This window comes from Lactococcus garvieae subsp. garvieae, assembly GCF_029024465.1.
Taxonomy (GTDB): Bacteria; Bacillota; Bacilli; order Lactobacillales; family Streptococcaceae; genus Lactococcus; species Lactococcus garvieae.
The window spans coordinates 440,731-454,903 of sequence record NZ_CP118950.1 but is presented as its reverse complement, the minus strand read 5'-3'; the positions used below and the strand labels follow the sequence as shown (position 1 = coordinate 454,903).

The 14,173-nt window shown below is 40.2% G+C and carries 10 protein-coding genes; 1 reads left to right on the top strand and 9 read right to left on the bottom strand.

Annotation, left to right across the window (positions count from 1 at the left end; all coding sequences use genetic code 11):
* Window positions 1-31 precede the first annotated feature (31 nt).
* The 8 genes from PYW30_RS02265 to PYW30_RS02230 form a co-directional block, all read right to left on the bottom strand.
* A complete protein-coding gene (locus tag PYW30_RS02265) occupies window positions 32-1,588 on the bottom strand; it encodes an ABC-F family ATP-binding cassette domain-containing protein (RefSeq protein WP_004259192.1) in 1,557 nt (518 codons plus the stop codon).
* A gap of 432 nt (window positions 1,589-2,020) precedes the next feature.
* On the bottom strand, window positions 2,021-3,418 hold the full coding sequence (gene sufB / locus PYW30_RS02260) for a Fe-S cluster assembly protein SufB (protein ID WP_042217286.1): 1,398 nt from the start codon (window positions 3,416-3,418) through the stop codon (window positions 2,021-2,023).
* A 24-nt stretch (window positions 3,419-3,442) separates the two neighbouring features.
* The gene (gene sufU / locus PYW30_RS02255) at window positions 3,443-3,898 is read right to left on the bottom strand and encodes a Fe-S cluster assembly sulfur transfer protein SufU (RefSeq protein WP_004259198.1); all 456 of its coding nucleotides are present in this window, start codon (window positions 3,896-3,898) and stop codon (window positions 3,443-3,445) included.
* Window positions 3,899-3,922: 24 nt separating this feature from the next.
* Window positions 3,923-5,134 carry a cysteine desulfurase gene (locus tag PYW30_RS02250; protein WP_042217288.1) on the bottom strand — a complete coding sequence of 404 codons (1,212 nt, stop codon included), beginning with the start codon at window positions 5,132-5,134 and terminating at the stop codon, window positions 3,923-3,925.
* On the bottom strand, window positions 5,134-6,390 hold the full coding sequence (gene sufD, locus PYW30_RS02245; RefSeq protein ID WP_019299087.1) for a Fe-S cluster assembly protein SufD: 1,257 nt from the start codon (window positions 6,388-6,390) through the stop codon (window positions 5,134-5,136). Before sufD ends, PYW30_RS02250 begins: the two co-directional genes overlap by 1 nt.
* Before the next feature lie 71 nt (window positions 6,391-6,461).
* Window positions 6,462-7,232 carry a Fe-S cluster assembly ATPase SufC gene (gene sufC, locus PYW30_RS02240; RefSeq protein ID WP_042217290.1) on the bottom strand — a complete coding sequence of 257 codons (771 nt, stop codon included), beginning with the start codon at window positions 7,230-7,232 and terminating at the stop codon, window positions 6,462-6,464.
* Between the two features lie 77 nt (window positions 7,233-7,309).
* Complete coding sequence (locus tag PYW30_RS02235; RefSeq protein WP_042217292.1) at window positions 7,310-8,566, bottom strand: glycosyltransferase family 4 protein; 1,257 nt, start codon at window positions 8,564-8,566, stop codon at window positions 7,310-7,312.
* Between the two features lie 3 nt (window positions 8,567-8,569).
* Window positions 8,570-9,253: an adaptor protein MecA gene (locus PYW30_RS02230; protein ID WP_004259224.1), complete on the bottom strand. Its 684-nt coding sequence runs from the start codon at window positions 9,251-9,253 to the stop codon at window positions 8,570-8,572.
* A gap of 243 nt (window positions 9,254-9,496) precedes the next feature.
* Between PYW30_RS02230 and PYW30_RS02225 the strand changes: the two genes are divergently transcribed.
* Window positions 9,497-10,405, top strand: a complete 909-nt coding sequence (locus PYW30_RS02225) for a diacylglycerol/lipid kinase family protein (protein ID WP_042217295.1) — start codon at window positions 9,497-9,499, stop codon at window positions 10,403-10,405.
* Window positions 10,406-10,497: 92 nt separating this feature from the next.
* Here PYW30_RS02225 and rpoC read toward each other — a convergent pair whose 3' ends face one another.
* Window positions 10,498-14,145 carry a DNA-directed RNA polymerase subunit beta' gene (rpoC, locus tag PYW30_RS02220; protein ID WP_004259228.1) on the bottom strand — a complete coding sequence of 1,216 codons (3,648 nt, stop codon included), beginning with the start codon at window positions 14,143-14,145 and terminating at the stop codon, window positions 10,498-10,500.
* Window positions 14,146-14,173 lie beyond the last annotated feature (28 nt).

The window sequence follows — 14,173 nt, the reverse complement described above, 5'->3', positions numbered from 1 at the left end:
AAAGTTGCTTCAAATAAATAAAAAGTACTGTTTACAGTACTTTTGTAGTCCAAGATTCACAATTCCAAGTTTCAGTAGCAACATCTTGGTAAAATTCTGGTTCATGTGAAATCAAAAGAATTGTTCCCTTATATTCTTGTAGGGCGCGTTTGAGTTCATCCTTGGCATCCACATCCAAATGATTGGTTGGCTCATCCAGGACAAGAACGTTACTTTCAGCATTCATTAATTTACACAAACGAACTTTAGCCTTTTCACCACCACTTAAAACCGCAACTTTACTTTCGATATGTTTTTTTGTTAAGCCACAACGTGCCAACGCTGCCCGAACTTCTGCTTGGTTCATTGCCGGAAAAGTATCCCAGATTTCTTCCAAACATGTTTTTCCATTATCACTTTTCACTTCTTGTTCAAAATAACCAATTTCTAATTTTTCACCACGTTGAACCTCGCCGTCAATGGCTTGTATTTCTCCCAAAATACTGCGCAAGAGTGTTGTTTTACCAATCCCGTTGGCCCCTGTAAAAACGATTTTCTGGCCGCGTTCAGCCCGTAAGTTGAGTGGCCGTGACAAAGGCTCCGTATAACCAATAACTAAATCCTTAGTCTCAAAAATAAGTTTGCTTGAAGTGGCACCTTTTTTGAAGTCAAATTGCGGTTTTGGTCGTTCTGCACTTAACTCAATCATGTCCATTTTATCCAGTTTTTTCTGACGGGACATTGCCATATTTCGTGTAGCTACACGTGCTTTATTTCGGGCAACAAAGTCTTTAAGATCTGCAATTTCTGACTGCTGACGTTTATATGCTGCCAGTTCTTGTTTTTTCTTCATTTCATAGACGGATTGGAAGGCTTCATAATCGCCCACATAACGGTCTAAGGAGCCATTTTCCATATGATAAATGATATTGATAACAGAGCTCAAGAAAGGAATGTCATGGGAAATCAAGATAAAGGCATTTTCATAGTCTAAGAGATACTGCTTAAGCCATGCAATATGTTCTTCATCCAAATAGTTTGTTGGCTCATCCAGCATCAGGATTTCGGGTTTTGTCAGCAAGAGTTTTGCCAAAAGAACCTTCGTGCGTTGGCCACCAGAAAGATCTTCAACATCTCGTTCAAAGCCAATTTCATGCAGCCCAAGTCCACGCCCAATTTCTTCCACTTTAGAATTAATTTGATAAAAGTCACTTTGCTCTAGGATATCTTGCAGTTCACCGACTTCTTCCAAAAGTTGGTCCATTTCTTCTGGGGTCACATCTCCCATTTTCAAATAAAGCTCATTAATTTCCGCTTCAATATCAAAAAGATACTGAAATGCACTTGAAAGAACATCACGGATGGTTTGTCCTTTTTGTAACACTGCATGTTGATCTAAGTAACCGACGCGTACTTTTTTTGACCACTCTACCTTCCCTTCATCGGGTTGTAAAGCCCCTGTGACGATATTCATAAAGGTGGATTTACCTTCACCATTCGCACCGACAAGCCCAACGTGTTCGCCTTTAAGAAGACGGAAAGACACATTTTCAAAAATCACGCGCTCGCCAAAGCCGTGGGATAAATTTTTTACATTGATAATACTCATATTACAGCTCTTTCTTTTTACATACTGTTTAATAGTTTAACACAAAAAGTGAAAAGTAGGAAGTTGGGCACCCCTTAAGTAAAGTTTATTCCTCTGTTATTACTTCTTGGATTTTTACTGAACCAGAATATTTTTGTACTGAAATTATATAACAATCCAAAAAAACTCCTTATTTAAGGAGTTTTTAGTTTTTTAATTTGTTTCAGATAAGATGTCTGCGGAAGGCTTGCGAACCTCCCTATCTGCTGGTTCAATTGGGAAAAAGCTTTGCTTTTTCTTTAACCGATACGAGCGTAGATTTTCTTAGGAAAATCCCTATTCGACGATTCAATCGGGAAAAAGCTTTGCTTTTTCTTTAACCGATACGAGCGTAGATTTTCTTAAGAAAATCCCTATTCGACGATTCAATCGGGAAAAAGCTTTGCTTTTTCTTTAACCGATTGAACCCTCCATGCTGTAAGAAATCAATCGGTTGAGTTCTACTGCATACTCCATTGGGAGTTCTTTGGTAAAGGGTTCAATAAAGCCCATAACGATCATATCTGTTGCTTCTTTTTCTGTTAGACCGCGGCTCATCAAATAATACAACTGTTCTTCTGAGATTTTAGATACTTTGGCTTCATGTTCCAAGGCCACTTGTGAGTTATGAATCTCATTAAATGGAATTGTATCTGATTTTGAAATGTCATCCATAATAATCGTGTCACATTCAATATGTGATTTAGAATGTGCAGAGTTTTTGCTGAAAGTTACTTGTCCACGATAATTTACGGCTCCGCCAGATTTAGAGATGGATTTAGAAATAATCGATGAGCTTGTATTTGGCGCATTATGAATCATTTTTGCACCTGTATCTTGCTCTTGATTTGCGTTAGCAAAAGCTATGGAAAGCATTGTCCCACGTGCGCCCGGACCATCTAAATAGACAGCTGGATACTTCATAGAGACACGTGAGCCTAAGTTACCATCGATCCATTCTACAGTTGCATTTGCCTCTGCTTTGGCACGTTTTGTTACCAAATTATAAACATTATCTGACCAGTTTTGAATGGTTGAATAACGCATGTATCCACCTTCTTCACAGAAGATTTCCACAACAGCAGCGTGCAAGCTGGCTGATGAATAGGTGGGTGCAGTACAGCCTTCCACATATTGGATAGAAGCCCCTTCATCAACAATGATTAAAGTACGTTCAAACTGACCAGATTTTTCGTTATTAATACGGAAATAGGCTTGGATAGGAATTTCACATTTTACCCCTTTAGGCACATAAACGAAACTTCCTCCAGACCAAACTGCTGAATTCAAGGCGGCTAATTTATTGTCTGTTGGTGGAACGAGTTTTGCAAAGTATTTTTTGAAAAGATCCGGATATTCCTTCAGAGCAGAATCCGTATCGGTGAAGACGATACCAAGCTTTTCAAATTCTTCCTTCATGTTGTGGTAAACAACTTCTGACTCATACTGTGCTGAAGCTCCTGCCAGATAAGCACGCTCTGCTTCTGGGATACCAATTTTTTCAAAGGTTTCCTTAATTTCATCAGGAACTTCTTCCCAAGTACGTGCAGGTTTATCGGTGGGCTTTTGATAATACACCACATCATCAAAATCAATGTCTGATAAATCAGGGCCCCATTCTGGGAGATCTAATTTTTTGAAGGCTTCGAAGGACTTGAGGCGGAAATCCAGCATCCATTCTGGTTCTTCTTTTGCGGCCGACATTGTACGAATCACATCTTCTGTCAAACCTGTTCCTGTAGACATGACTAATTCAGCATTATCATGAAAACCAAATTTATATTCTTCTAATACTGGAACTTCTTCTGTCATTATTTTCCTCTCTTTATTTGCATTCTAATGAGACTCAGATACAGTAGCAGTACCCTCTGTCTCAATCGCTTTTTTCAGGGCATTCCAGGCTAGGGTTGAACATTTTACCCGTTGCGGAAATTTCGAAACTCCTGCAAGGAATTGTGCATCTCCTAAACGCTCTTGCGCTGGTTCTACGTGTCCTGTCACCATTTCTGAAAAAATCTGTGCCAATTCCAAGGCTTCTGTTTTTGTCTTGCCAATCACAGCTTCCGTCATCATGGAAGCAGACGCCGTTGAAATTGTACAACCGTGCCCACTAAAGGCAATATCGCTAATCTTATCTTCTGTGAACGCAACAGTCAAGCGAATGACATCACCACAGGTCGGATTGTTCAAATCAACAACACAAGCCTGCTGTAATTCACCTGCATGGCGCGGCGCAGAAGAGTGATCAAGAATTACTGCACGGTATAAATTATCTAATTTTGAAAGTGCCATTCTTTTTCTCCGTTTTTTTCAATACTATAAGCCGAAAAACTCTTTTGTCTTCAAAAGAGCATCCACCAGTTTATCGCAGTCTGCTTTCGTATTATAAATATAAAAACTTGCGCGTGCTGTTGACGCTTGACCAAGATAATTGAGCAAAGGCTGTGCACAATGATGCCCAGCACGTACAGCAACACCTTCCATATCCAAGGCTGTCGCTAAATCGTGAGGATGCAGCCCCCGGATATTAAAGGCAATCACACCACTTCGTGCTTCAACAGCTTCTGGACCATAGATTTCTAAACCTTCAATCGCTTTTAGTTTAGGCATCACATAAGCTACAAGTTCTTGCTCATAACGATGAATATTGTCCATTCCTATTGCTTCAAGGTAGTCAATAGCTGCCCCAAGAGCAATAGCACCTGCAATATTTGGCGTGCCTGCTTCAAATTTCCATGGTAGCTCCGTCCATGTGGAGTGACTTTCATAAACGAAGTCAATCATTTCCCCACCAAACTCGATAGGGTTCATTTGATTAAGCAATGCCTCTTTCCCATAGAGCACACCAATGCCTGTCGGACCACACATTTTATGCCCCGAAAAAGCAAAGAAATCTACATCCAAGTCTTGAACATCAATTTTCATATGTGGAACAGATTGTGCACCGTCAACAACAAAATAGGCACCATAATGATGAACTAATTCAGCAACTTCCTTAATCGGAGTAATCGAACCTAGGACATTCGAAGCATGTGTTAAGCTGACGAATTTTGTTCTGCTTGTCAGTTTTTCTTTTAAGTCATCAATGTCTAAAGCACCATCTTTCAGATAGACAATTTTTAGAATTGCCCCTGTTTTTTCGGCAACTTGTTGCCAAGGGACAAAGTTTGAGTGGTGCTCCGCAACGGAAATAATAATCTCATCCTCTGCTGTTAAGACTTGCTCTGCAAATTTTGAGACCCAGTTTAAACTCGTTGTTGTGCCACGAGTAAACAATACTTCTTTCATAGAGGCAGCATGAATAAACTTTCGAACCTTTTCACGCGCTGCCTCGTAATCTGCAGTTGCACGCTCTGCCAAGGTATGAACCCCACGATGAACATTGGCATTATCGTACTCATAATAGTTTCTCAAAACATCCAATACCTGCTGTGGCTTTTGAGTGGTAGCTGCATTGTCCAAGTAGACTAACGGTTCATCATTAACTTTTTGGTTAAGAATTTTAAAGTCATTTTTTAAGTCAATCATTAGATTGCCAACTTTCTCTCGATAATTGAGATAAATTCATCACGAACGGCTTTAATTGGAATTTCAGTCACAACTGCGCCGAGGAAACCACGAATAACAAGACGTTTAGCTGTTGTTTCATCTAAGCCTCGACTCATGAGATAGTACATATCCTCAGGATCAACCTGACCGATAGACGCGGCGTGTCCTGCAGTTACATCATTTTCCTCAATGAGCAAAATAGGGTTTGCATCACTACGGGCACGGTCTGAAAGCATTAAAACGCGGCTTTCCTGTTGCGCATCCGCCCCTTTAGCACCGCGCATGATTTGACCGATTCCATTAAACGTTAATGTGCCTCGATCAAGAATAACACCATGTTGCAAGATATGTCCTACTGAATTACGGCCAAAGTTGGTCACCCGAGTATCGATCCCTTGGATTTGTTTCCCCATAGATAAGCCAACAACTTTGATTTGTGAATGACTTCCATCACCTTTAAGATCACTGTCAAAGTCACAAATAACATTGCCGTCATTCATTGTACCGATAGACCAATCAATTGTGGCATTATTTGCTAAATGACCACGGCGACTGATATAAGCTGTTACATGTTCTCCCAAACGGTCAATAGCCGCAAATTTCACTTGCGCGCCTTCAAGGGCGATCACTTCGATAGAAAGATTACCTGTGACCTTAACGTTTCCGTCACCGATACTTTCCAAACGTTCTAAATAATCAAGCTTACTGTTACGACCCGCAATAATTAAGATATGTTTATTGAAAGGCAAATCTGACTCAGAATCCTGATAGAACTTTGCTTCTACAGGGACGTCAATTTCAACATTGTCCGGAATATACAGGACCGCACCGGAGTTAAAACTGGCAACATTACTTGCTGCTAAACGATCTTCTTTATAACTCACAGCTTTACCGAAATAAGCTTCAACTACCTCAGGAATTTCTTCCATCGCTGAAGCAAAATCAGTAAAAATTACACCTTTTTCAGCCAAATCTGGACGCATTTGCTCCATAACATTTTGACTGCCTACTTGTACCAAAAGTGGATGATTGGGTAATTCTGTAAAGCTTGGGACGTTTCCACTAGGCTCAGAATCCCCTATTTCTGTATTATCCAAGCCCCAACGATTGAATTTCACACGCTCAATATTGGGCATTTCTAACTCTGTCATAGCCTCAAAGGCCGTTTGACGAAGTTCTGACAACCAACTTGGTTCAGCATGCATGAGCGAGAAATTTTTTATTTTTTCATTCATTTAATTGTATCTCCATGATGTATGTGGTGATTTATGACTTCCTGTCCTTTAACACCTCACACGACCTCAACTTATGCTTCTTCCTTATATTCAATCCCTAGTTCTTCAGAGATTTTAGCATAGCCTTCTTTTTCAAGACGTTTCGCAAGTTCGGCTCCGCCCGTCATAACAACGCGGCCTTCCATCATGATGTGAACGACATCTGGAGTAATATAGTCGAGCAAACGTTGATAGTGGGTAATGATAAGGGCACCAAAACTGTCGCCACGCATAGCATTCACGCCTTTTGAGACTACTTTAAGCGCATCGATATCAAGCCCAGAGTCAATTTCATCCAAAATAGCAAACGTTGGTTCTAACATCAAAAGTTGGAGAATTTCATTACGTTTTTTCTCCCCACCAGAGAAGCCTTCATTGAGGTAACGCTCTGCCATCTCTTCTTTCATATTGAGTAATTCCATATTTTGATCCAATTTTTTAATGAAATCCATAACAGAAATTTTGTCATCTTCTGCACGTTTAGCATTGATGGCTGCACGCATAAATTCAGCATTTGTAATTCCTGGAATTTCAGAAGGGTATTGCATCGCAAGGAATAAGCCCAGACGTGCCCGTTCATCCACTTCTAATTCAAGGACATTTTCGCCATCAAATAGAACTTCTCCTTCAGTGACTGTGTAACTTGGATTTCCCATAATTGCTGCTGACAAGGTTGATTTCCCTGTACCGTTTGGACCCATGATTGCATGTACTTCATTGGTATTAATAGTAAGGTTTACACCTTTAAGGATTTCTTTGTCTTCAATACTCACATGAAGATTTTTAATTTCTAAAGTTGCCATTCTAACTCCTTCAATTCATAAGTAAAATATCTTTTACACTTCACCCTCCATTATAACAAAAAAAACAGCCGAAAAGCTCATTTCCGTTCTGTTTTGTCGTGTTTATATTTTCTTTTATGTTTCTTACTTATGACTTGCTCTCGATACTCAGAACTGCCAATAAACCTCAAAACATTAAGAAAAGGTTGGCGATCTTTGCCAAGTATACCGACCAAGTCAATAAAGAGTCCCAGTCCAAGCAGCAAAGCAATAATTAAGAATATTCCACCAATCCGGCTAGAAACTTGCAGGATCAAGGAAATGAAGGCAAAAATCCCAGCTATGCCATAAATAACTAATACGGCGCCTCGATGCGTAAAGCCAATGTACATCAAGCGATGGTGCAGGTGCATTTTATCTGCACTGGAAATTCTTTGATTGTTCAGTTTTCGCCGCACCATTGCTACGATAGTATCTGTTAGTGGCACTCCTAAAATCAAAAGTGGTGTCAGGACTGCTACTGCCGTTGCATTTTTTAAACCTTGCAAGGAGACAACCGATATCATAAAGCCCAAGAACAGTGCGCCGGTATCTCCCAGATAGATAATCGCTGGGTGATAGTTATACGGGAAGAATCCCATAATGGCGGCAACTAAGGTAAAAATAGTGATAGGTAAGAAGATACTTGATCCTGGTAAAAAGAAGTAGGACACAATACCCATGGTAAACAGCGAAATCACAGAGACACCACTGGCTAAACCATCTAGGCCATCAATCAAATTGACCGCATTTGTAATCGAAACAATCCAAAAAACGGTAAAAATAAAGGAGAGCCAAGCAGGAAACACAAGAAAAGGACCGCCAAAGGGGATTTTAAGATTGTCAAAGCGTGCATGGGTAAAAAACCATGTAATTGACGCAGCGAGAAGCAACCCCGTCATCTTCATCTTAGGGGAAATTTCTTTGATGTCGTCAATGAGTCCCGTCAGAACAACAATACCCCCTGCTACAATAAAAGGTACAATGTAGCTAGTATAAGTCACAAAATGAGGCTTCATTCCTGCCGCCAATTGTTGGGGACTCATTAGGGGAAGTTGTGGGTAAACAATCATCGGGAGGATAAAAAGTGTCGCAATTGCAAAGGATGCAAAAATAGCTAAACCACCTGCCGAGGGCATTATTTTCGTATTGACACGTCGCTTATTGGGCTTGTCTACAGCTCCAATTCGGCGTGAAACAAAGGTCATTAAGGGTGTGAAAATCAAGGACATTCCAAATGTCACGAAGAGCACGATGAAGAACTCTACTGTGAAGGGAATCCCCTTAATCGGGATTTCTTTTATAGTATCTATCATATCTTAAATTTTTGAGAGAACTTCCAAAGCACGCGTATTGATTAGTATCTCGCCGTATTCTTGTAGGGTTTCACGACTGTTGACCGTTTCCTGGCCATATTCTAACATTCGAGCACGCATCGAACTTACGGCTGTTTTTCCTTTTGATTTTTGATTGTCCAAAATAATCAAATAAAACTTATCTTGGTAACTGTAAAGTTCAGACTCTTCTGCATCAATTTTAACATTTTTTACAGCTGTCAAAAGTTGAGACATATTTTCAAATTCTAGAGAATAGAAGACAAAATCTGGGTCTGGTTTATTTTCTACTTTTGTTTCTTTCGTTTCAGTTGTACTTGTATCTGCCATTGTTCCGCCATTTTGTTTTAAATCTTCCACACGCCCAAAGAAATCCGTCATCAGCTGCTCAAATTCTTCAGGATCATCCGGGAGATTATTGGGATCAATATCAATATTTTCCTCGGTAACAATGATATTCACCCCTTTAGGGAAAGGTTGAATTTGGAAAGTTAAAAGTCCTGATGAGAATCTTTCCTCAAGTCCCAGTTCTTCTACTAATTCATAAAAAAGATTTTCAACCATCGACTGGTTAGTAAAAAAATCAGAGAGTTTGACATCATGATCAACCAAATCTTGAAAGGTTAGGCTAATCTTTATCGTTTTTTCGTTTATTTCTTCGTATTGCATATTTTTAACCTATTATTCTTCATTATCCTCAATGAGAACCATAACTTTTAGTTTTCATTGCAGAAATATTTTTTTATATTTAACTGTTTCTTCTAATTATAACATATAAAAGGCTGTTCGCGTTTTTTGTCATTCAGGCGGTAACTTTCCCCTTTTTCTTTGTTACTCTTCCGAAATTTTTGTATCATTGGAAATTATTATGTTATTTGCCTCTAAAATATATTTTTTTGATAAAATAGTTCTATGATTTATTACATTCTTGCCAATCCCAATGCCGGTTCACGCAAAGGGGAACGTTCATTGAAACTTTTATTGCCCTATCTTGAAAAAGAGGGCCTCTCTTATAAACTCTTTGCGACCGAACATACTGGGCAAGAAGCGTCTTTTATCCAAAAAATTCTAGAAGAGAAATCAACCGAAGACCAGCTTATTATTTTAGGTGGGGATGGCACCATATCTTTGGCACTAAATGCCTTGCCTGACGACCTGCCCTTCGGTTACATCCCTTCAGGTTCAGGTAATGATTTTGCCCGGAGTTTAGGGCTTTCTTTTGATCCTATCCAAGCCTTCAAGAACATTTGTCAAAATAAAACTAAAGACTTTTACGTTATACATTATAAGTCGCAATCCTTTTCCGGTTATGCGCTTAATAATGTAGGCATCGGTTTAGATGCGGCCATCGTCAAAGCGACCAATGGTGGACGTATGAAAAACATGCTTAATGCTCTCAAGTTAGGCAGGCTTTCTTACTTTCTGACTGCCCTTCATGTTTTATTCAGCAAAAAACCTTTTGAGATTAGCGTTTATAATATGAAAAATGCTTTTAAATTTGATAATGCCTTTCTTTTGACCTTTACGAAACATCCTTATTTTGGTGGGGGGATCCAGATTGCGCCAGAAGCAACTAATCTCAGCAAAGAAATTCATTTGGTTGAGTTGGACAGATACAGTATCCCAAAAATATTTTCTTTAATTCCTAGTGTGCTTAAGGCCAAGCATTTAGACAATAACCTTTTCCACCATAGTGTTTCCACAGCAGCTGCAGTAACGCCGCAGTCTGTTCAACCCGTTCAAATCGATGGCGAGTCTTTCACAATTCAAGCCAATGACACGTTGACTCTCACTTCTGAAAAACGAAAGATTATTTGTTAATAATAAAACGGAAAATGCTCTCTTCACTAAGCGTTCATCTTCCGTTTTTCTTTTACAAAAAAATAGCGATATCGTCATCGCTATTTTTTATTTTATTTAACTTCTTCAATTTCAGTTTCTGAAACAGTTACTTCAGGAGCATTTGACAAATCTGACAATGGCTCAAGATTACGGTAACGGAACATACCTGTACCGGCAGGAATAATCTTACCGATAATGACATTTTCCTTAAGACCGAGTAAGTGGTCTTCTTTACCGTGGATCGCAGCATCAGTCAAGACACGTGTTGTTTCTTGGAAGGATGCAGCAGACAAGAATGAATTTGTTTCCAATGATGCTTTGGTAATACCCATAAGTACAGGACGTGCTGTCGCTGGTGTTTTACCTGAAAGGAGAGCTTCTTCATTGATTTTTTCAAAGTCAGAAATATCCATAAGTCCACCAGGTAAGATATCGACATCACCTGTATCCATTACGCGGACTTTACGAAGCATTTGGCGAACCATAACCTCGATGTGTTTATCCCCGATTTCAACCCCTTGTGAACGGTAAGTTTTTTGGACTTCACCGAGCAAGTAAGTTTCAACAGATAAAGCATCACGTACTTGAAGCAAGTGCTTAGGTTCGATTGAACCTTGGATCAATTGGTGACCACGGTGGATAAATTCACCTTCTTCAACCATAAGTACATCGGCCATTGATACTGTGTATGAACGTGTATCTGTCTTACCTTTAACTGTGATTTCACGTGTACGTGTCGCAGCATCTTCCACAATAGATTCAACCGTACCCGTAACTTCGGTAATGATTGCTTCCCCTTTAGGATTACGTGCTTCAAAGATTTCTTGTACACGAGGCAAACCTTGAGTGATATCTGAGCTTGACGCAACACCACCCGTGTGGAATGTACGCATTGTCAACTGTGTACCAGGTTCACCGATGGATTGAGCGGCGATTGTACCAACAGCTTCACCAACTTCAACGGCTTCACCTGTTGCCAAGTTTTTACCATAACAGTGTTTACATACACCGTGTGGTGTTTTACATGTAAAGACTGAACGGATTGTAACTTCTTTGATACCCGCAGCAACGATTTGCTTCGCGATATCTTCTGTGATCAATTGGTCATCCCCAATGATCACTTCACCAGTTTCTGGATGTACAACAGTTTTGCGTGTGTAACGTCCTTCAAGACGTTCAACCAACGGTTCAACCATTTCTTTACCTGTTGCAATATCAGAGATCAAGAGTCCACGGTCTGTACCACAATCCACTTCACGGATGATAACGTCTTGAGCGACGTCAACCAAACGACGTGTAAGGTAACCAGAGTCGGCAGTCTTAAGGGCTGTATCGGTCATACCTTTACGCGCACCGTGAGTTGAGAAGAACATTTCCAAGACAGAAAGACCTTCACGGAAGTTAGAAATGATAGGCAATTCCATGATACGTCCATTAGGCGCAGCCATCAAACCACGCATACCGGCCAATTGTGAGAAGTTGGAAATGTTACCACGGGCACCAGAGTCCATCATCATAACGATTGGGTTAGTCAAGTCTTGTTCTTCAATCAAGCGTTTTTCAAGTGTGTCTTTTGCACCACGCCAAACATCAGTAACCGCATTGTAGCGTTCATCATCAGTAATCAAACCACGACGGAATTGTTTAGTGATTTGTTCCACACGTTTGTGTGCAGCACCAATGATTTCTGCTTTTTCAGGAACTACTGGGATATCCGCAATACCAACTGTTAAACCAGCCAATGTTGATTGGTGGTAACCTAAGTTCTTGAGCAAGTCAAGGAATTCAGAAGTTGTTGTTGTACGGTAACGTTTGAAGACTTCAGCGATAATATTACCCAAGTGTTTTTTCTTGAATGGCAATACTGTATCAATCTCAGCTAAACGTTTATGGATATCTTCACCAGGTTCCATAAAGAAACGGTCATCCGTTTGAGTTGTGATATTCTCATCGGTATTTTCATTCAAGTAAGGCATACCTTCTGGATAAATTTCATTTCCTTCAGGCATGATTGAGTTGAACATTACTTTACCGACAGTCGTAATCAAGATTTTACCTTTTTGGAATTCAGTCCAAGGTTTATTCATTGATTGTGTTGCAATACCGATACGTGTATGCAAGTGAACATATCCATTACGCATTGCAATTTCAACTTCTTCAGGATTAGAGAAGATCATGCCTTCTCCTTCACGTCCTTTTGCTTCCATTGTCAAGTAGTAGTTACCCAAGACCATATCTTGAGAAGGAGTAACGACTGGTTTACCATCTTTAGGGTTAAGGATGTGTTCCGCAGCAAGCATAAGCAAACGTGCTTCGGCTTGCGCTTCTTCTGACAATGGTACGTGAATCGCCATTTGGTCACCGTCAAAGTCGGCATTGTAGGCTTCACAAGCCAATGGGTGCAAACGCATTGCGCGTCCATCAATAAGAACGGGCTCGAAAGCTTGAATACCCAAGCGGTGAAGCGTAGGTGCGCGGTTAAGAAGAACTGGGTGTTCTTTAACAACATCTTCAAGGACATCCCAAACTTCAGCATCTTGGCGCTCTACTTTACGTTTAGCCGCACGGATGTTGGCAGCCATTTCACGTTTAACCAATTCGGACATTACGAATGGTTTGAAGAGTTCGATAGCCATCTCACGTGGGACACCACATTGGTACATTTTAAGTGTTGGACCAACCGCGATAACGGAACGACCTGAGTAGTCGACACGTTTACCCAACAAGTTTTGACGGAAACGTCCTTGTTTACCTTTCAGCATGTGGCTGAGAGATTTAAGCGGACGATTACCAGCACCTGTGATTGGACGACCACGACGACCATTGTCAATCAATGTATCCACAGCTTCTTGCAACATACGTTTTTCATTTTGGACGATAATATTTGGGGCGTTAAGCTCCATCAAACGTTTCAAACGGTTGTTACGGTTGATTACACGACGATAAAGGTCATTCAAATCAGATGTGGCAAAACGTCCACCATCCAATTGAACCATTGGACGAAGATCTGGTGGAATAACTGGAAGCACATTAAGTACCATCCATGCCAATTTGTTACCAGATTTTTTGAAAGCTGTTAATACATCCAAACGACGAATGATTTTCACACGACGTTGTCCGCTAACATTTTTCAATTCTTCTTTAAGTTCAGCAACTTCTGCATCAATATCAACATCGTTAAGCAAATCTTGGATAGCTTCTGCACCCATTTTCGCAACAAATGAACCAAAACCATTTTTCAAAAGTTGTTCACGATATTCACGTTCTGTCAAAAGTTGTTTCTTTTCAAGATCTGTTTCCTTAGGATCAATAACGACATAACTTGCGAAGTAAATAACTTCTTCAAGAGCACGTGGGCTCATATCAAGTGCAAGCCCCATACGTGATGGAATCCCTTTGAAATACCAGATGTGTGAAGTTGGTGCTGCCAACTCGATGTGTCCCATACGTTCACGACGTGATTTAGCTGTCGTTACTTGAACACCACAGAGTTCGCAGACTTGGTTTTTGTAGAAAACGCCTTTAAGCTTACCACAAGCACATTCCCAGTCCTTTTGTGGACCAAAGATACGCTCATCGAAGAGACCTTCGCGTTCAGGTTTTTGCGTACGATAGTTGATGGTTTCTGGTTTTTTGACTTCACCAAATGACCAGTAACGAATTTTTTGTGGAGATGCGATACCAATTCGCATGCTCTCAAATTTATTTACATCGACCAATGTTTTCTCCACTTTCTTTGTATTTATT